The 18,602-nt window shown below is 71.7% G+C and carries 16 protein-coding genes; 2 read left to right on the top strand and 14 right to left on the bottom strand.

Features of this window, described 5'->3' with window-relative positions; all coding sequences use genetic code 11:
• Positions 1–149: 149 nt before the first annotated feature.
• From AQJ58_RS00340 to AQJ58_RS00325, 3 genes are all read right to left on the bottom strand, one after another.
• On the bottom strand, positions 150–1,808 hold the full coding sequence (locus AQJ58_RS00340; RefSeq protein WP_067243673.1) for a beta-N-acetylhexosaminidase: 1,659 nt from the start codon (positions 1,806–1,808) through the stop codon (positions 150–152).
• A 455-nt stretch (positions 1,809–2,263) separates the two neighbouring features.
• A complete protein-coding gene (locus AQJ58_RS00330) occupies positions 2,264–2,554 on the bottom strand; it encodes a DUF3039 domain-containing protein (RefSeq protein WP_079078617.1) in 291 nt (96 codons plus the stop codon).
• Positions 2,555–2,583: 29 nt separating this feature from the next.
• Positions 2,584–3,156 (bottom strand): YqgE/AlgH family protein, encoded by a 573-nt coding sequence (locus AQJ58_RS00325; protein WP_067243668.1) that lies wholly within the window; start codon positions 3,154–3,156, stop codon positions 2,584–2,586.
• Between the two features lie 346 nt (positions 3,157–3,502).
• Here AQJ58_RS00325 and murA point away from each other — a divergent pair, with 346 nt between their 5' ends.
• On the top strand, positions 3,503–4,849 hold the full coding sequence (gene murA / locus AQJ58_RS00320; protein ID WP_067243666.1) for a UDP-N-acetylglucosamine 1-carboxyvinyltransferase: 1,347 nt from the start codon (positions 3,503–3,505) through the stop codon (positions 4,847–4,849).
• Positions 4,850–4,942: 93 nt separating this feature from the next.
• Here murA and AQJ58_RS00315 read toward each other — a convergent pair whose 3' ends face one another.
• From AQJ58_RS00315 to AQJ58_RS00275, 9 genes are all read right to left on the bottom strand, one after another.
• On the bottom strand, positions 4,943–5,224 hold the full coding sequence (locus tag AQJ58_RS00315; RefSeq protein ID WP_004000874.1) for an HU family DNA-binding protein: 282 nt from the start codon (positions 5,222–5,224) through the stop codon (positions 4,943–4,945).
• A 312-nt stretch (positions 5,225–5,536) separates the two neighbouring features.
• Positions 5,537–6,955, bottom strand: a complete 1,419-nt coding sequence (locus AQJ58_RS00310; RefSeq protein WP_067243664.1) for an NAD-dependent malic enzyme — start codon at positions 6,953–6,955, stop codon at positions 5,537–5,539.
• Positions 6,956–7,294: 339 nt separating this feature from the next.
• Positions 7,295–9,679 carry a HelD family protein gene (locus tag AQJ58_RS00305; RefSeq protein WP_067243662.1) on the bottom strand — a complete coding sequence of 795 codons (2,385 nt, stop codon included), beginning with the start codon at positions 9,677–9,679 and terminating at the stop codon, positions 7,295–7,297.
• Positions 9,680–9,774: 95 nt separating this feature from the next.
• Positions 9,775–10,551: an anti-sigma factor family protein gene (locus AQJ58_RS00300; RefSeq protein WP_067243660.1), complete on the bottom strand. Its 777-nt coding sequence runs from the start codon at positions 10,549–10,551 to the stop codon at positions 9,775–9,777.
• A 50-nt stretch (positions 10,552–10,601) separates the two neighbouring features.
• Positions 10,602–11,123, bottom strand: a complete 522-nt coding sequence (locus AQJ58_RS00295; RefSeq protein ID WP_010039908.1) for a sigma-70 family RNA polymerase sigma factor — start codon at positions 11,121–11,123, stop codon at positions 10,602–10,604.
• A 336-nt stretch (positions 11,124–11,459) separates the two neighbouring features.
• Positions 11,460–12,080, bottom strand: a complete 621-nt coding sequence (locus AQJ58_RS00290; RefSeq protein ID WP_067243658.1) for a CGNR zinc finger domain-containing protein — start codon at positions 12,078–12,080, stop codon at positions 11,460–11,462.
• Between the two features lie 145 nt (positions 12,081–12,225).
• Positions 12,226–13,401, bottom strand: a complete 1,176-nt coding sequence (locus AQJ58_RS00285; RefSeq protein WP_067243657.1) for a uroporphyrinogen-III synthase — start codon at positions 13,399–13,401, stop codon at positions 12,226–12,228.
• Positions 13,402–13,501: 100 nt separating this feature from the next.
• Entirely contained in the window at positions 13,502–14,908 is a 1,407-nt protein-coding gene (locus AQJ58_RS00280; RefSeq protein WP_067243655.1) for a nitrate/nitrite transporter, read from the bottom strand.
• A gap of 201 nt (positions 14,909–15,109) precedes the next feature.
• Positions 15,110–16,105: a LysR family transcriptional regulator gene (locus AQJ58_RS00275; RefSeq protein WP_067243653.1), complete on the bottom strand. Its 996-nt coding sequence runs from the start codon at positions 16,103–16,105 to the stop codon at positions 15,110–15,112.
• A gap of 83 nt (positions 16,106–16,188) precedes the next feature.
• Between AQJ58_RS00275 and AQJ58_RS00270 the strand changes: the two genes are divergently transcribed.
• Positions 16,189–17,556, top strand: coding sequence for an MFS transporter (locus AQJ58_RS00270; RefSeq protein WP_079078615.1), 1,368 nt, complete (start codon positions 16,189–16,191; stop codon positions 17,554–17,556).
• Here the strand turns inward: AQJ58_RS00270 and AQJ58_RS00265 are convergent.
• Together AQJ58_RS00265 and AQJ58_RS00260 are read right to left on the bottom strand one after the other, a co-directional pair.
• Complete coding sequence (locus AQJ58_RS00265; RefSeq protein ID WP_067243651.1) at positions 17,540–17,734, bottom strand: DUF397 domain-containing protein; 195 nt, start codon at positions 17,732–17,734, stop codon at positions 17,540–17,542. The two genes, AQJ58_RS00270 and AQJ58_RS00265, sit on opposite strands and share 17 nt — an antisense overlap.
• Positions 17,735–17,742: 8 nt before the next feature.
• The gene (locus AQJ58_RS00260) at positions 17,743–18,597 is read right to left on the bottom strand and encodes a helix-turn-helix domain-containing protein (protein WP_067245550.1); all 855 of its coding nucleotides are present in this window, start codon (positions 18,595–18,597) and stop codon (positions 17,743–17,745) included.
• Positions 18,598–18,602 lie beyond the last annotated feature (5 nt).

The following is an 18,602-nucleotide window of genomic DNA, read 5'->3' as shown; positions in this document are numbered from 1 at the left end:
GAAGACGGGGGTCCGCTAGGAGGCATTCGCCCACCTCATCCAGGAGATGGTCCGTTTTCGCACGGCATCTCCGGTGCGAGTGAATTGCCACTCTTCGGTGACAGTGCCGGGTTTTTCCGTGACGCCGTACGCGGGCACCGCCACGGCCGCTACCGGTGCGGCGGCGGGCCGTCGATCGGGCGGCCCAGGACGCCGGGGCGCCGCTGCCAGGGCCGGGGCCCCTCGGGCGGGCGGTAGCCGACCCCGAGGGCGTCGAGGCGGCCGTAGTGGGCCTCCATCCGCCGCGCGAAGTCGGCGAAGTCCCGTTCCGCAGGGGCGGGCAGGGCGCTCCAGGCCACCTCGGCGAACGCGGCGAGCCGGGGGAACGCCTGGTAGTCCACGCGCGCCTGGTCCTCCGTCACCTCGGTCCACAGGTTGGCCTGGGTGCCGAGGACGTGTGCCCTCTCCTCGGGCGTGAACTCCTCGGGCACGGGCTCGAACCGGTAGACGTCCTCCAGGGTGCGGACGTACCCGATGGGCACCGGCTCGTCGGGGCCGCCGTCCTGCCGGTGGTCGAGGTAGACCTGCTGCTCGGGGCACATGACCACGTCGTGTCCCGCGCGCACGGCGGCGGTCCCGCCCGCGTACCCGCGCCAGGACGACACGGCGGCGCCGGGCGCGAGCCCGCCCTGAAGGATCTCGTCCCAGCCGATCAGACGGCGCCCGCGCGCGGTGAGCCAGGTGTCGAAGTGCCGTACGAACCAGGACTGCAGCGCGTCCTCGTCGGCGAGCCCGAGTTCCTCCCTCCGGGCCTGCGCGGCGGGCGACCGGCGCCACTGGTCCTTGGGGCACTCGTCGCCGCCGATGTGGACGAACCGCGAGAACCCCGTGTGCGGGGCGGCGTCCGCCGGGAACAGCTCCAGGACCTCCTCGAACACCCCTTCGTAGAAGCGCAGGGTGGTGTCGGTGGGAGCGAGTACGTTGGGGTTGATGCCCCAGGTGTCCCAGACGGCAAGGCGGGTGGTGTCGATGACGTCGGTGTTGCCGAGTTCCGGATACGCGGCGATCGCGGCCTGCGAGTGGCCCGGTACGTCGATTTCGGGGACGACGGCGATATGCCGTTCGGCGGCGTACGCCACGATCTCCCGGATGTCGTCCTGGCTGTAGAAGCCACCGTGCGGCTTCTCCTCCCACAGGGGTGAGGCGCGATGGCCGAATTTCGTGCGGGGCCGCCAGGAACCGACCTCGGTCAGCCGGGGATACCTCTTGATCTCGATCCGCCAGCCCTGGTCGTCCGTCAGATGGAAGTGGAAGACGTTCAGTTTGTGTGCCGCCATCAGGTCCAGGTAGCGCAGGACGGCTTCCTTGGGCTGGAAGTGCCGGGCGACGTCGAGCAGGAGACCGCGCCAGCGGAGGCGGGGGGCGTCCTCGATGATCCGGTGCGGGATTCCGTGGCGGACACCGGGGCGCACGGGCGCGCGCCGGAAGGCGTGCGGGCCGAGGAGCTGACGCAGGGTCTGGGCGCCCCAGAAGACACCGGCCGGGTCTCCGCCGCGGATCTCCACGCCCCGGTGCGCGACGACGCTCAGCCGGTACGCCTCCGGTCCCAGCGTGTCGTCCACGAGCAGCCGCACGCAGTCGCGGGCGTCCCGGGGGCCCGGCGGCAGGCCCAGCCCGAGGGCGGCGCCCAGGGTGGAGCGCAGCCAGCGCTCGGTGGTCCCGGTGCCGGGCCCGGCCCACAGGGTGGTGTCGCCGTCGAGCTCGACACCGCCGCGCAGGGGCCCTTGCACGGCGCGGGGCGCGGGAATGAGATCCGCCGGAGAGGTCACGTCAGTCCTTTACCCGGTAAGAGCCGCGGATGCGGTCGGCTCGGCGCGGAGAAAGCCGTTTCCGGGCCGTGAGGAATCCACCGCGGAAAGCGCGTGCGGCTCGTTCCGGGACGCTGTCCGGACTCCCTGGAACATGATCGGCAAGGCGGCCCGGAAGCGAAACCGGAATCGGGTCGCGGCGGTCGCGGCGACCGGGGCAGGAAACGCGATCAGCCGACCGCCGCAGAAGTGGCCGAGGAAGTCGTCGAGGGTGCCGTCGGGGAAGCGGCGGCCGAATTCGCGCCACCCGGACATGCTTCATGAGGGATGCCTCCGCCGCGGCGTTGCAGCGGGTCGCGTTGCACCATGCGCAATGAACATTCCCCCGTGGTCTCCACCACTCCGTGACACGGCAAAGGCCCCCGGGGCGCGCCAGAACGCGCCCGGAGGCCTCGGAGGTGCAGAAGACCGGGAGGCTACTTGCCGCCGCCCTTGCCGCCCTTGTCGTCGCCGCCGCCGATGCCCATCGACTCGAAGATCTCCTTGCACATCGGGCACACGGGGTACTTCTTCGGGTCGCGGCCGGGCACCCACACCTTGCCGCACAGCGCCACGACGGGCGTACCGTCGAGGGCGCTCGCCATGATCTTGTCCTTCTGGACGTAGTGCGCGAAGCGCTCGTGGTCACCGTCGCCGTGCGACACCTGCGGTGTCGGCTCGACGAGGGTCCCCGTACCAGTACCGCGCTCGGGCTCGAGAGTGCTCATGCGGCCAAGGGTACTGAAGGTCACAGCGATCAGTTGAGCGAAGGGTCGTCCGGGTAGGTCGCCACCATCGCGAGTTCGCTGCGCTGGCGGCGCAGGACCTCGCGCCAGAGTCTTTCCGGGGCCGGGGAGGAGACGTCGCCCGGTTCGGACTCGACGACGTACCAGGCGCCCTCGACCAGTTCGTCCTCCAGCTGGCCGGGGCCCCAGCCGGCGTACCCGGCGAAGATCCGCAGGGAGCCGAGGGCCGAGGCGAGGAGTTCCGGCGGGGCCTCCAGGTCGACGAGGCCGATCGCGCCGTGCACCCGGCGCCAGCCGAGCGGGCCGCGGTCGCCCGAGGAGTCGCCGGGGATCACGGCGACGCCCAGCGCGGAGTCGAGGGACACCGGGCCGCCCTGGAAGACCACGCCCGGTTCCCCGGCGAGGTCGGCCCAGCCCTCCAGGATGTCGCCCACGCCGACGGGCGTCGGCCGGTTGAGGACGACACCGAGGGAACCCTCCTCGTCGTGGTCGAGAAGGAGCACCACCGCACGGTCGAAGTTCGGGTCCGCCAGGGCGGGCGTGGCCACGAGCAGCCGCCCTGTGAGCGAGGACACCTCGGTCATGCCAGACATGATCCCGCATCTTCCCGCGAAGTGGGGAGGCAATGCGGACACCTGGGCGACGGGCGGCGGAATCAGCAGGTGCCGCCCGTCAGGGCCGCGGTCGAGGGGAGGGGCGGGAGACGGGCGGGCACACGGACGCGGTCCGGGCACACGAACGGGAACGGGCCTCCACGGTGACCGCACGTACCCGCCGCGGAACGGTTCGTGTTGTGACACAGCTATGACCATCCCGGGTCGCCCTCGGGCTTACTTGAGGGGCCCCGGTGGCGATTACCCTGTCTCCTCTGGCCCTTGCCCCGATCCATCGGCCCCTGCCCCAGTCCACCACCCATGGAACGCGAGATACATGACCGTCAACGGCTCTGACGACGTACTGCTTGTCCACGGCGGAACCCCGCTCGAGGGCGAGATCCGGGTCCGCGGTGCGAAGAACCTCGTCCCGAAGGCCATGGTCGCCGCCCTGCTGGGCAGTGAGCCGAGCCGGCTGCGCAACGTTCCGGACATCCGTGACGTGCGGGTCGTACGCGGTCTGCTGCAACTGCACGGGGTGACGGTCCGTCCGGGTGAGGAGCCGGGCGAGCTGGTGCTCGACCCGACCTACGTCGAGAGCGCGAACGTCGCCGACATCGATGCCCACGCCGGATCGAGCCGTATTCCGATCCTGCTGTGCGGGCCGCTGCTGCACCGGCTCGGCCACGCCTTCATCCCCGGTCTCGGCGGGTGCGACATCGGCGGCCGGCCCATCGACTTCCACTTCGAGGTGCTGCGGCAGTTCGGCGCGACGATCGAGAAGCGGGCGGACGGACAGTACCTGGAGGCCCCGCGGCGGCTGCGCGGCACGAAGATCCGGCTGCCGTACCCGTCGGTGGGCGCGACCGAGCAGGTGCTGCTGACGGCCGTCCTCGCGGAGGGCGTCACCGAGCTGTCCAACGCGGCGGTCGAGCCCGAGATCGAGGACCTGATCTGCGTCCTGCAGAAGATGGGCGCGATCATCGCGATCGACACCGACCGCACGATCCGCATCACCGGTGTGGACAAGCTCGGCGGCTACACCCACCGCGCGCTGTCGGACCGCCTGGAGGCCGCGTCCTGGGCGTCGGCGGCGCTGGCGACCGAGGGCAACATCTACGTCCGCGGCGCGCAGCAGCGCTCGATGATGACGTTCCTGAACACCTACCGGAAGGTGGGCGGTGCCTTCGAGATCGACGACGAGGGCATCCGCTTCTGGCACCCCGGCGGCCAGCTGAAGTCCATCGCGCTGGAGACGGACGTGCACCCGGGCTTCCAGACCGACTGGCAGCAGCCCCTGGTGGTCGCGCTGACCCAGGCCACGGGTCTGTCGATCGTCCACGAGACGGTCTACGAGTCCCGGCTCGGCTTCACCTCGGCGCTGAACCAGATGGGCGCCCACATCCAGCTGTACCGCGAGTGCCTGGGCGGCTCGGACTGCCGCTTCGGCCAGCGCAACTTCCTGCACTCGGCGGTCGTCTCCGGCCCCACCAAGCTCCAGGGCGCCGACCTGGTCATCCCCGACCTGCGCGGCGGCTTCTCGTACCTGATCGCCGCCCTCGCGGCCCAGGGCACCTCCCGCGTCCACGGCATCGACCTGATCAACCGCGGCTACGAGAACTTCATGGAGAAGCTCGTGGAGCTCGGTGCGAAGGTGGAGCTGCCGGGCAAGGCGCTCGGCTAGCCGACGGTACGGCGATGGGGCGGCACCCGGTCCGGGTGCCGCCCCATTGGCGTTGCCGAGTCTCGTACGCACCCCTTTGCGTACGACTGAGGCTTACTTGCCCTTGGCCGCTTCCTTGAGCTTCGAGCCCGCGGAGACCTTCACGCTGTAGCCGGCCGGGATCTGGATCGGGTCACCGGTCTGCGGGTTGCGCGCGGTACGAGCGGCACGGTGGGTGCGCTCGAAGGTCAGGAAGCCGGGGATGGTGACCTTCTCGTCGCCCTTGGAGACGATGTCGCCGACGACCTCGGCGAACGCGGCCAGCACGGCGTCGGCGTCCTTGCGGGTCACCTCGGCGCGGTCGGCCAGCGCGGCCACCAGCTCACTGCGGTTCATGTTGTTACTCCCGTGTTCTTCTTGCCGTTGCGGCGTGCCACGCGGCGGAGCCGCATAGCGGGCACAGCGAAGTGCGATGTGCTCGCGCCCAGGGACGCATCCTGCCCCTACCTGCGGCGGGAAAGCCAATCCGGCACCCGCAGGAGTCGGGAGAACACCCTTGGGAGTCACCCGAAGCGCGCCTGTGGCTCTGGCCACGATAGACACAGCCCGGCGGACCGGGTCCCCGACGCGCCGGAGGCGGGGGCCGTGGTGATCCTCACAGTCCCCGCGACGGTCCGTGCGGCGGTTTCCGGTGCGTCCGGCGGGGCGCTACGAGGCCGACGCCCCGGCCGCCTTCGCGGCGTCCCGGACGGCGCCCGCGACCGCGCCCGCGACCTTGTCGTTGAAGACGCTCGGGATGATGTAGTTCGCGTTCAGCTCGTCATCGCTGACGACGTCCGCGAGGGCCTTCGCGGCCGCGAGCATCATCTCGGTGTTGACGGTGCGGGACTGCGCGTCCAGCAGGCCGCGGAAGACACCCGGGAAGACCAGCACGTTGTTGATCTGGTTGGGGAAGTCGGAGCGGCCGGTGGCCACGACGGCGGCCGTCTGGCGGGCCACCGCCGGGTCGACCTCCGGGTCCGGGTTCGCGAGCGCGAACACGATCGCGCCCTCGGCCATGGCGGCCACGTCGTCGCCGTCGAGGACGTTCGGGGCGGAGACGCCGATGAAGACGTCGGCGCCGCGCACGGCCTCCTTGAGGGTGCCGGTGAGGCCCTCGGGGTTGGTGTTGTCGGCGATCCAGCGCAGCGCCGAGCCGGGGGCGGCGTCGACGAGGTCCTCGCGGTCGGCGTGCACCACGCCGTGGATGTCGGCGACGACCGCGTTCTTCACTCCGGCCGCGATCAGCAGCTTGAGGATGGCGGTGCCGGCGGCGCCGGCGCCGGACATCACGACGCGGATCGACTCGATGCTCTTGGCCGCCACACGCAGGGCGTTCGTCAGCGCGGCGAGGACGACGATCGCGGTGCCGTGCTGGTCGTCGTGGAAGACGGGGATGTCGAGGGCCTCGCGCAGCCGGGCCTCGATCTCGAAGCAGCGAGGGGCGGAGATGTCCTCGAGGTTGATGCCGGCGAAGCCCGGGGCGATGGCCTTGACGATCTCGACGATCGCGTCGGTGTCCTGGGTGTCCAGGCAGAGCGGCCAGGCGTCGATGCCGGCGAACCGCTTGAACAGGGCCGCCTTGCCCTCCATGACGGGCAGTGCGGCCTTGGGGCCGATGTTGCCGAGGCCCAGCACGGCGGAGCCGTCGGTCACGACAGCAACGGAGTTGCGCTTGATGGTGAGGCGGCGGGCGTCCTCGGGGTTCTCGGCGATCGCCATGCAGACCCGGGCCACACCGGGCGTGTAGACCATGGAGAGGTCGTCACGGTTGCGGATGGGGTGCTTGGACTGCATCTCGATCTTGCCGCCGAGGTGCATGAGGAACGTACGGTCGGAGACCTTGCCGAGCGTGACACCCTCGATGTGGCGCAGCTGTTCGACGATCTCGTCGGCGTGCGCGGTCGAGGTGGCCGCGATGGTGACGTCGATGCGGAGCTTCTCGTGCCCGGAGGCGGTGACGTCGAGGCCGGTCACCGAGCCTCCGTGGGACTCGACGGCCGTGGTGAGCTGAGAGACCGCGGTTCCGCTCGCGGGCACCTCCAGCCGGACCGTCATCGAGTAGGAGACGCTGGGCGCCGTTGCCATGGCCGACTTCCTCTGCACTGCTGGGTGGGTCGCGGGATTGCCGTCCGATCGTCGCACCTACTGATGAGTACGTGAAAGTCGCCTCAAGTTACGGTCGTTTTGTTCGTGCAGGAACGCCACGCGAAGAGGCCCACATCACATCGGATGTGGGCCTCTCCGTCCGTTCATGACACCGACCCGCCATGCTCGCCTCGCGGCAAGTGGTCGCTCGTGGCGACGAAGGTTGGGCCCGGGGGCTTGGATCGAGCCGGTGTCACACCCAGGCTAACAAACGGATCCCTGAACACCATTCCCGTGCGGGGCGGTTCGCGGAAAACGTTCGTCCGGGCCCGGGCGGGGTCAGTCCCTGAGCAGGTCGGGCACCCCCCGCGCGTCCGCGTCGTCCCGCTCCCCCGACACCACCGTGAGCTGCTGGGTGGCCCGGGTCAGGGCGACGTACAGCACCCGCAGGCCGGCCGGGGACTCGTCGGCGATCTCGGCGGGCGAGACGACGACCGTGGCGTCGTACTCCAGGCCCTTGGCCTCCAGGCTGCCGAGGGCGACGACCCGGTCGCCGAGCCCGGCGAGCCAGCGGCGGGCCTCCTCGCGGCGCTGCATGGCGACGACGACGCCGACGGTGCCGTCGACCTGGCCGAGGAGGCGTTCGGCCTCGGCGCGGACGGTGGCGCCGAGGGTGTCCCGCACGGCCGTGAAACGGGGGACGACCCCGGTGGAGCGGACCGCCGAGGGGGACTCGGCGCCGGGCATGGCGAGGGCCAGCACCTTGGCGGCCAGTTCGGCGATCTCGGCGGGGTTGCGGTAGTTGACGGTCAGCTGGAAGCGGCGGCGGGGCCGGGTGCCGAGGGCCTCGTCACGGGCCTCGGCGGCCTCGTCGGGGTCGGACCAGGAGGACTGGGCGGGGTCGCCGACGACCGTCCAGGTGGCGTGCCGGCCGCGGCGGCCGACCATGCGCCACTGCATGGGCGTGAGGTCCTGGGCCTCGTCGACGATGACATGGGCGTACTCGACGCGTTCGGCGGCGAGCCGCTCGGCGCGCTCGCGCTGGGACTCCTCGCGCACCGGCATCAGCTCCTCCAGGCCGGTGAGCTGGTCCAGCGGGTCGTACTCGCGCTTCTTGCGGGGGCGGGCCGGGGTGCCGAGGATCGCCTGGAGCTCGTCGAGCATCGCGATGTCGTGCACGGACAGGCCGTCCCGCCGCAGCGAGCGGGCGACCCGGCGGACCTCGCCGGGGTTGAGGATGCGGCGGGCCCAGCGGCCGAGCCGGCGCTCGTCGGCCATCGCCGCGAGGACGGCCGCCGGGGTCAGCTCGGGCCACCAGGCGTCGAGGAACGCGAGGAACGAATCCTCGGTGGTCACGTCCTCGTCGAAGGAGGAACGGAGTTCGGCGGCGAGCTCGGGGTCGGTGTGCCGGCCGGCGGCGCCGGAGCGCTCCCACAGGGCGTCCAGGAGGAGCTTGCGGGCGCGGGGGCGCAACAGGTTGACCGGGGCGGTGCCGCCGAGGGCGCTCTGCCGGATCCGTTCCAGGTCGGCGCCCTCCAGTTCCAGCCGCCGCCCGAAGACGACGACCCTGAGCCGGGTGGGGGTGGCGGCCGGGGTGCCGGAGGGGGTGTCGTCGAAGGCGAGCTGTCCGTCGCCGTCGCCGTCGGTGTCGCCGCTCGCCCGGGTTCCGCCCGCCCCCAGCTCCAGTGCGCCGCGGGCCGCCTTGCGCAGCACCCGGAGCATGCGGGAGGAGCCCTTGGCGCGGGCCACGGCCGGGGCGTCGTAGAGGGTGGCCTCGGCGCCGTCCACGAGGGAGCCGATGGCACGGATGGCGACCTGGCCCTCCTCGCCGAGGGAGGGCAGGACGCCCTCGGTGTAGGCCACCAGCAGCGGGGTGGGCGAGACGATGAGGATGCCGCCGGCGTATCTGCGGCGGTCCTGGTAGAGGAGGTAGGCGGCGCGGTGCAGGGCGACGGCGGTCTTGCCGGTGCCGGGGCCGCCCTCGACGTAGGTCACGGAGGCGGCGGGGGCGCGGATCACCAGGTCCTGCTCGGCCTGGATGGAGGCGACGATGTCGCGCATGGTGTGGCCGCGGGCCTGGCCGAGCGCGGCCATCAGGGCGCCGTCGCCGATGACGGGCAGTTCACCGCCGTCGAGGAAGGCCGTCAGCTCGGGGCGCATCAGGTCGTCCTCGACACCGAGGACCCGGCGGCCCTTGGAGCGGATGACGCGGCGGCGCACCACCCGGCCGGGGTCGACCGGGGTGGAGCGGTAGAAGGGGGCGGCGGCGGGGGCGCGCCAGTCGATGACCAGGGGCGCGTACTCGGAGTCCAGGACTCCGATGCGGCCGATGTGGAGGGTCTCGGCGATGTCCGCGGTGTTGTCGGGGCGTACGGCGCCCTCGGCGGGTTCCACGGCGGTGTAGGCGCCGTCGGGGCCCTTCTTGCCGTCCTTGCCGAGGAGGAGGTCGATCCTGCCGAAGAGGAAGTCCTCGAACTCGTTGTTGAGCCGGTTGAGGTGGACGCCGGCCCGGAAGACCTGGGCGTCACGCTCGGCGAGGGCGCCGGGTGTTCCCACCTGGCCGCGCTTCGCCGCGTCGTTCATGAGGAACTCCGCCTCGTGGATCTTCTCCTCGAGGCGCCGGTACACCCGGTCGAGGTGTTCCTGTTCGACGCCGATCTCGCGGTCCCGGACCGTGTCCGGTGCGGCGCTGACCGCGGTTTCCTGCTGAGCCTGTGCGGCCACCGGGCCCCCTTCTGACGTGCTGGGCAGCCGTCAACCGTACGCGAAGGGGACCGGTGGAGGCGAGAGCCCGCCCGGAGGCGGGCCCGGCGTCTTCGTCAGGCGTCGACCTGGACGAGCTTCTTGCCGTCGAAGGTCATGACCTCGAAGTGGTCGATCTCGTTCGGCTTGAAGGCCGCGCCGCCGACGACGTAGAGCGGGTTCTTGGCCTGTTCGGTCTTGGCGCCCGGGAGGCCGTAGCCCCACTCCGGGACGGACCAGGAGGAGACGGTCTCGCGCTTGCCGTCCTTGCCGACGGCGATCAGCGAGCACTTCTCGGGGCCCGAGACGTTCTTCAGCTCGACGCCGACCTCGGTGCCCCAGGCCTTCTCGCCCATGGCAACGGTCGCCGTCACCTTGCTGCCGGAGTCGGTCGCGGAGACCTTGTCGGAGAGCGTGTCGAAGGTCGACTTGGCGGGGTTGGTGGTGCTGCTGGCCACCGGTGCCTTGCCGCCGTCGTCACCGCCGGTCGCGGCGATGACGCCGACCGGGCCCGCGATGATCAGCGCCGCGGCGGCCGCGACGAGGTAGAAGCCGCGCCGGCGCTTCTGGGCGCGCCGTTCGGAGACCTCGTCGACCAGCTTCTCCACGAGGCGCGGGCTGGGCCGGGCGGACAGGGAGTCGCCGATGGCCGGGGTGCCGGAGCCGGGCAGGTCCGCGAGCGCGGCGAGCATCGGTTCCATCCCGGCGAGCTCGTCGAGCTGCTGGGCGCACCACTCGCAGCCGGCGAGGTGTGCTTCGAAGGCGGTCGCCTCGGCGTCGTCGAGGATGCCGAGTGCGTAGGCGCCCACGGTCTCGTGTTCGCTCGGGCTCGGAGATCCTACAGATCCCTGCATGGGGCCAGACATACCCGCACCACCTGATCCGAATCCCCCGTACATGCTCATCACGCCGTCACCCCCCGCTCCTCCAGAGCCAGCTTCATCGACCGCAGTGCGTAGAACACCCGGGAGCGGACGGTGCCGCTGGGTATGCCCAGCGTCTCGGCCGCCTCGTTGACGGTACGCCCCTTGAAGTACGTCTCGACGAGCACCTCCCGGTGGGCCGGGGTCAGGTCGTCGAGCGCGTCGGACAGCGTCATCAGCCACAGCGCCTTGTCGATCTCGTCCTCCGCGGGGATGACCTCCAGCGGCGACGGGTCGACCTCCTGCGGCCGGGCCTGCCGGCTGCGGTGGCCGTCGATGACGATGCGGCGAGCGACCGTCACCAGCCAGGGGCGTACCGATCCGGTCGCTCGATTGAGCTGGCCGGCGTTCTTCCAGGCACGGATGAGTGTTTCCTGCACCACGTCCTCGGCACGCTGGCGGTCTCCGGCAACCAGGCGCAGGACATACGCAAGCAGGGGTCCGGCGTGCTCCCGATACAGAGCACGCATCAGCTCCTCGTCGGGTTCCGAGGGCTGGGACATGCGATGTCGGGCCCTCGATCCATGTTCATTGGCCACGGCCGCATCCTTGCGCACGCCCACCTCCGGTGTCCGGGGGATCCCCCAGTCGGTCGCTCGGTGACAGGTACGGAAGGGGTGTTCAGCGTGTTCAAACCGAGACGACAGTTTTCTTCGGGGTGTCATGACGAGGGGGACATGGCGGCACATTCCCACCGCTTCTTCTTCACCTTTTCGCCACACGGGCGGAATCACGCGGGTTGCCCTTACCCAGACGTGGGCAAACATGATGTTGCCGAAATCACTTCGTCGATTTTTCGGCAGGCTGTCGTGTGACGCTGTGCAATTGCTGTCAGGTCATCAGAGAAGGCGTATACCGGGCAGTTGGTCGCGTGCCAAGGCGGCGCGCCGTCGATGCCGTGCGACCCGCTCCCGGTTGCCGCAGACCTCGCTCGAACACCAACGCCTGCGCCGGCCGCGGGAGGTGTCGAGGTAGACGATCGGGCAGCCGTCCCCCGCGCACTGCCGCAGCCCCGCCCGCGCCACGGGATCCGTGAGCAGTTCGACGGCGTCCCGCGCGACGGCGGCCAGCAGCGCGGCGCACTCCGGCGGACCGTCCAACTCCCGTACGAGGGTCCCGTCCTCGTCGCGCACGGCACGGGGGACCGGCGGTGCCGCGCGTGCGGCGTCGTTGAGGCGGCCGAGGTCGACGTCGTAGCGGCCGGGGTGGGTGCGGGCCAGCCAGTCCCGCACCAACCGGTCGACGCCGGAGCGCAGTTCGCGGAAGGCGGGGGGCCAGGAGGGGTCGGCGTGGGCGAGCGGGGTGCCCGGCGGGACGAGTCCGGCGCCGCGGATCCAGGCGCACAACGGGCCGACGCCGTCGAGGTGTTCCCGGGGATGGCTGGTCGCGAGGAGGTCGAGACAACTGCGTCCGGCGTCAAACCGCAGCTCGTAGGGGTCCGTGGCCGTGCCCAGTGTCATGCGCCACCGCCTGCACCGACAGAAGAACGGGAAACAGCAGAACGAGAGAGGAAGGGGAAGAGCGTTCCGGCGTTCCCCTCACAGTGCCCTGAGTCCCGCCCCGGCCGGAACCCCCGTACCACCGGTCCGGCCCGTCAGGCGCGGCTCACGCGTCCGCGTACTTCGCGTCGGCGGCGGGGTCGAGGGCCAGCCGGTAGCCGCGCTTGACCACCGTCTGGATCAGCTTGGGCGTGCCGAGGGCGGTGCGCAGCCGGGCCATCGCCGTCTCCACGGCGTGCTCGTCGCGGCCGGCGCCGGGCAGCGCGCGCAGCAGGTCGGCGCGCGGGACGACCCAGCCGGGCCGCCGCGACAGCGCCCTCAGCAGGGACATCCCGGCCGGCGGCACGGGCCGCAGGAGGCCGTCGACCAGCACCGCGTGCCCGCGGATCTCCATCCGGTGCCCGGCGACCGGCAACGCCCGCGCGCGGCCCGGGAGTTCCTGGCAGAGCAGCTGCACCAGCGGGCCGAGCCGGAAGCGTTCGGGCTGCACGGTGTCCAGGCCGCGCGCCTGGAGCGGCAGCGCGGTGACGGGTCCGACGCAGGCCGGCAGCACGTCGTGGTGGAGCGCGGCGAGCAGCTCGGACAGCAGGCCGCGCTGCTCGGCGCGGGAGAACAGGGACACGGCGGCCGGCGCGCTGGTGAAGGTGATCGCGTCCAGGCCGCGCGAGAGGGCCGCGTCCAGGAGCCGGTCGAGCGGTGCGATGTCCTCGGGCGGCATCCACCGGTACACGGGGACGCCCACCACCTCCGCGCCCGCGGCCCGCAGCGCCTCCACGAACCCGGGCAGCGGCTCCCCGTGGAGCTGGACGGCGACCCGGCGGCCCTCGACGCCCTCCTCCAGGAGCCGGTCGAGCACCTCGGCCATGGACTCCGACGACGGCGACCATTCCTCGGTGAGCCCGGCGGCGCGGATCGCGCCCTTCACCTTGGGGCCGCGGGCGAGGAGTTCGACCTGGCCGAGCCGGGTGAGCAGCGGCTCGCCGAGCCCCCAGCCCTCGGCGGCCTCGACCCAGCCCCGGAAGCCGATCGCGGTGGTCGCCACGACCACGTCGGGCGCCTGGTCGATGAGGTCCTCGGTGGCGGCGAGGAGTTCACCGTCGTCGGCGAGCGGCACGATCCGCAGCGCGGGCGCGTGCAGCACCGACGCCCCGCGCCGCTGGAGCAGCGCGCCGAGCTCCTCGGCCCGGCGCGCGGCCGTCACGCCCACGGTGAAACCCGCGAGGGGGCCGTGTTCGACGGATTCCCGCGTCGTGGCGTCCGGTCGCTGCTGTTCCACGTACATCACTCTCGTCCCGCGCTCGAGTCACCCTGCGCCTCCGTGCCGCCGAGCCTGTCAACGGCGCGTGACAGGCTCGGTTCGGCTTCATGTCACCGGTGTTACGTCACACCTCGGCATAGCTGAGCTGTGCCTTCGCCTCCGGGGAGGGGCTTGCGGCGGTGATCCTCCCCGCCGGTCGGCGAAGGTATACGGCCCAGGTGACCGCGAAGCAGGCCGCGTAGAAGGCGAGGAAGGCGACGAACGCGCCGGTGCCGGAGCCGTAGGAGAGGAAGGACTGGCGGAAGGCCAGGTTGATGCCGACGCCGCCGAGCGCGCCGACCGCGCCGATGAGTCCCATGGAGGCCCCGGAGAGCCGTCGGCCGTACGCGGCGGCCTCCTCGCCCTCGAGCCCCCGGGCGACGGCCTTCGCCTGGAAGATGCCGGGGATCATCTTGTACGTCGACCCGTTGCCGAGGCCGCTGAGCACGAACAGCACCACGAAGACGGAGACGAACAGCGGCAGCGACTTCTGCATGCTGGCGAGGACCAGGACCGCGGTGGCGGCGGCCATGCCGACGTAGTTGTAGAGGGTGATGCGGGCGCCGCCGTACTTGTCGGCGAGCCAGCCGCCCAGCGGACGGATCAGGGAGCCGAGCAGCGGGCCGATGAAGGTGAGGTAGGCCGCCTGCAGCGGCGTACGGCCGAACTGGTTCGTCAGCACCTGGCCGAAGGCGAAGGAGTAGCCGATGAACGAGCCGAAGGTGCCGACGTACAGGAAGGACATGATCCAGGTGTGGGCGTCCTTCGCGGAGTCGATCGCGGCGCCGGTGTCGTTCTTCACGGACGCGAGGTTGTCCATGTAGAGCGCGGCGAGGGTCGCGGCGATCAGGATCAGCGGGATGTAGATCCCGAGCAGCACACGCGGGCCGCCGCTCGCGCCGATCACGGCGAGGCCGACGAGCTGGAGGACCGGCACGCCGATGTTGCCGCCGCCCGCGTTCAGACCGAGCGCCCAGCCCTTCTTCCGCAGCGGGAAGAAGGCGTTGATGTTGGTCATGGAGGAGGCGAAGTTGCCGCCGCCGATGCCCGCGAGCAGGCCGACCAGCAGGAAGGTGGAGAAGGAGGTCCCCGGCTCCATCACCGAGAAGGCGGCGACGGTCGGGATCAGCAGCAGCGCCGCGGAGATGATCGTCCAGTTGCGGCCGCCGAAGAGGGCGACGGCGAAGGTGTACGGCACCCGGACGACCGCGCCGACCAGCGTCACCAGGGACGTCAGCAGGAACTTGTCGGCCGGGGTGAGGCCGTACTCCGGGCCCATGAAGAGCACCAGCACGGACCACATCGTCCAGATCGAGAAGCCGATGTGCTCGGAGAGGACGGAGAACAGGAGGTTGCGGCGGGCGATCTTCTCGCCCTTGTCGTGCCAGAAGGTCTCGTTCTCCGGGTCCCACTCCTCGATCCAGCGGCTCCCCTTCCTGGTGGGGGACGCGGCGGGGGACGGGGGTGCGGTGGCTGTGCTCGGGGCTGTCATGACGCCTCCACGTGCTCCGGGCTCGGGCGGTTCGGGGGGATGAGCGGTGATGAGTCCCGAAGGTAGGGAGGGCGCGTTTCCGGTCCTGTGGCTGTCGGTGACCGGAAGGGAACGTTGCTCTCACCTCCGGCGGCGGCCGGATGAGAGGTCGGCGGCACGGGCGCGCGAGTCGCCGGGCGATATGTCATGCGCCTGCGGACGTCATACCCGTGCCCTCGGTGGGAATCCATCCACCGGCGGGCCGCTGTCCTCGGCGGGAATCCATCCGCCGGCGGGCCGCTGGAGCCAGCCTTCCGCTCCGGCGATCTCGGCCGCGGCCCGCCGCAGCGCGTCGAGGCCGGGATGGACCAGCCCCTTGCGCCACACCAGTGACACGGGGGACAACGGGACCGGGTCGGTCAAGGGCCGCGAGACGGTCCCCGCCATGGCCTGAAAGCCCACCACGGCCAGGACGGGTCTGCCCACCGTGGTCGTGATGCGCCGGAACTCCTCCTCCCCGACGGCGAGCGGCGCGGGCGGAGCGAGACGGATGCCGCGCCCCTCGAACAGCCGCTCCGCGAGATCGGTCCACTCCGGCGTCCGGGGGTTGCCGGCCCCGGCGTACACCGTCTCCCCGGCGAGCGCGGCCAGCGGCACCTCGGCCAGCCCCGCCAGCCGGTGCCCCTCGGGCAGCACCACCGCCATCGGCTCGTAGCGCACGAGCCGGTGCTCCAGCCTCCCCCGCAGCACCGGGTCCAGCCCGGCGTACCGGCCGAACGACGCGTCCAGCCGGCCCGCGACGATCTCGGCCGCCGCGCCCGTGAGCCCGCTCTCGTACCGGGCCATCAGCTCCAGCTCGGGGGCGAGTTCCCGGGCCCGGTGCAGGACGCGCCGCCCGGTGGCCAGGTTCGGCGAGTTCAGGTCGACCAGCAGCGGCCGGGCCTGCCCGAACGCGGCGACCAGATCGTCCTGCGCCTGGAGCACCCGGCGCGCGAACGGCACCAGCCGCTCCCCGTCCGCCGTCAGCGTCACCTGCCTTGTGGTCCGGACGAACAGCTCGGCCCCGAGCTCGCGCTCCAGCCGCCGTACGTCCCGGCTGAGCGCCTGCTGGGCGACGTACAGCCGGGCGGCGGCGCGGGTGAAGTGCAACTCCTCGGCGACGGCGAGGAAGGCGCGCAGCAGACGGGGGTCGACGGGAGAACGGCCGGATGCGGACATCCGGCGAACTTACAACGATGATGCGTGAATCGGCGCCGAAGAGGTGTTGGACCCCCTGATCACCCCCGGGGGACCGTTTCCCCATGCCGGACAGCCAGCCACCCCACCGCAATCCACCACCGCGGCACCTCGCCCCGCCACCGCGGCACCTCTTCACGGTCACCGCCGACGCCTTGGTGATCGTCGACCTCGACCGCCGTACCCCCGAACCCCCGCCGCACTCCTACCGCCGTCTCCCCGAACCTCCACCCCACTCCTACCGCCGTCTCCTCGCCCTCCCCGGAGCCCGCGCCTTCACCGTCGGGACCCTGCTCGCCCGGCTGCCCATGGGCATGTTCGGCGTGAGCGCGGTGATGATGATCGCCGGGGCGCGCGGCTCGTACGCCCTCGCCGGGTCGGTCACCGCGACCGGCCTCGCGGCCACCGCACTCCTCGCACCCTGGATCGCCCGGCTGGTCGACCGGTACGGGCAGGCCGGGGTCGCGGTGCCGGCGACGCTCTTCGCCGCACTCGGCAGCCTGGCCCTGCTGCTCTGCGTGCGCTACGACGCCCCCAACTGGACCCTGTTCGCCGCGTACGCCGCCACCGCGACGACCCCCAACACCGGCGGGATGTCCCGCGCCCGCTGGAACCACCTCCTGGACGGCGACCCGGCCGCCCTGCACACCGCGAACTCCTTCGAACAGGCCGTCGACGAGCTGTGCTTCATGCTGGGGCCGGTGGTCGCGGCCTTCCTGTGCGGCACGTTCTTCCCGGAGGCGGGCACGCTGGTGGGGGTGGTGCTGCTGGTCACGGGCATCCTGACGTTCGCCGCCCAGCGCGCGACCGAGCCGCCCCCGCATCCCCGCCCGACGGCCGCATCCCCGCTGCGCAGCCCCGGCCTGCCCCCTCTCCTCGCCGTCTGCCTCGCCCTCGGCGCGGTGTTCGGGGCGACGGAGGTGGCGACGATCGCGTTCGCCGACGAGCACGGCCACCGTACGGCGGCGGGACTCGCGCTCGCCCTGCAGGCGGCAGGCTCCTGCGCGGCCGGTCTGGTGTACGGGGCGATACGCCCCGCCGCCCCCGCCGCCCGACGACACCCCTGGTGCGTGGCGGCGATGGCCGCGCTCCTCACCCTGCCCGCGCTGGCGGCGACCGTGCTCGACTCGCTCCCCCTGCTGGCCGCGGCGCTGCTCCTCTCGGGTACGGCGACGGCCCCCACGATGGTCACCACCATGGCCCTGGTCCAGCAACGCACCCCGGTGGCCCGCCTGAACGAAGGCATGACCCTCGCGGTCACCGGCCTGCTCGGCGGCATCGCCTGCGGCAGCGCGACGGCCGGCTGGCTGACCGAACACGCCTCCCCCGCGACGGCCTTCACGGTCCCGCTCACGGCGGCGACGACGGCCCTGCTCGTCGCCGTCGCCACCGCGCGGTCGCGAAACCGGGGCGGGGTCAGCCCAGTTGCCTGAGGGTGCGTATCCCTGCCAGGAGATTCGCGAGGGCGGTGGGGGTGGTGGTGAGGATCGTGGCGGGGGTGTCGGATTCGCGGAGGTGGAGGGTGGTGGGGGTGGAGGCGAGTTCGAGGCAGTTGGAGCCGTCCCCGCCACCGGAGAAGGATGACTTCTGCCAGATGTCGGGGGTGGTCACGGCTCGCCTCACAGTTCCTTCGCAAGGTTGTGGATGAAGTCACGCGAGCGCTCGGGCTCAAGTGACGCAGCCTCCACCTTACGGAAGAGCGTTCGAAACGCTTCGAGTTGGGCCTCGGAGTCGACGAAGGCTGTGCCGTTGGCGGTGACATCGCGGACGACGGTGTCCAGCTTGGGCACTGGGCCGCCCGTGTACATCATCGTCGCCCAAGCTCCGCCGAAGCCGTCCACGTCGAAGGGGATGACGCGCACGGTGATGTGGTCCGCTTCCGAAAGCTCCAAGATGCGGAGGAGCTGGATGCGCGCCCCGGTTCTGTCGCCGACCCTGATGCGCAGCGCTGCCTCGTGGATCACCGCCTTGTACGAGACGGCGCCGGGTCCCTCGATGACGGCCTTCCGTCGCATCCGGTGCTTGACGCGCAACTCGGTTGCCGGCCAGGGAAGTTCCGGTACCCGGTACGAGAACAGCCCGCGGGCGTAGTCCTCTGTCTGCAGCAGGCCTGGGACGTTCAGGAACTCCACGTCGAGTCGGTACAGGGCGTGGTGCTCCAACTCGGCCAGGTCCAGGAACGGCGGAGGCAGCAGCCCCCTGAACTCCTCCCACCAGCCGCGCGTCCGGTCAGTCGCCATGGCAACCAGCGCGTCGATCAACTCAGCATCCGTGCAGGAGCAGTGAGCGGCCAGCTCCCGCACGCGGGCCTCACTGACGCCCACGACACCGGACTCCATCTGACTCAGCCGCCCCGCGTCGGTCCCCAGCAGCGCGGCAGCCTCGCGACCCATGAGCCCGGCCCCCTCGCGCAGTTTCCGCAGTTCGGTGCCCAGCCGCGCCTGACGTGCCGTCACCTCGGTTCTGCGGGCCAAGAAAC

It is taken from the genome of Streptomyces sp. DSM 15324 (assembly GCF_001514285.1).
Lineage (GTDB): Bacteria > Actinomycetota > Actinomycetes > Streptomycetales > Streptomycetaceae > Streptomyces.
This window is presented reverse-complemented; position numbering and strand designations above follow the sequence as displayed.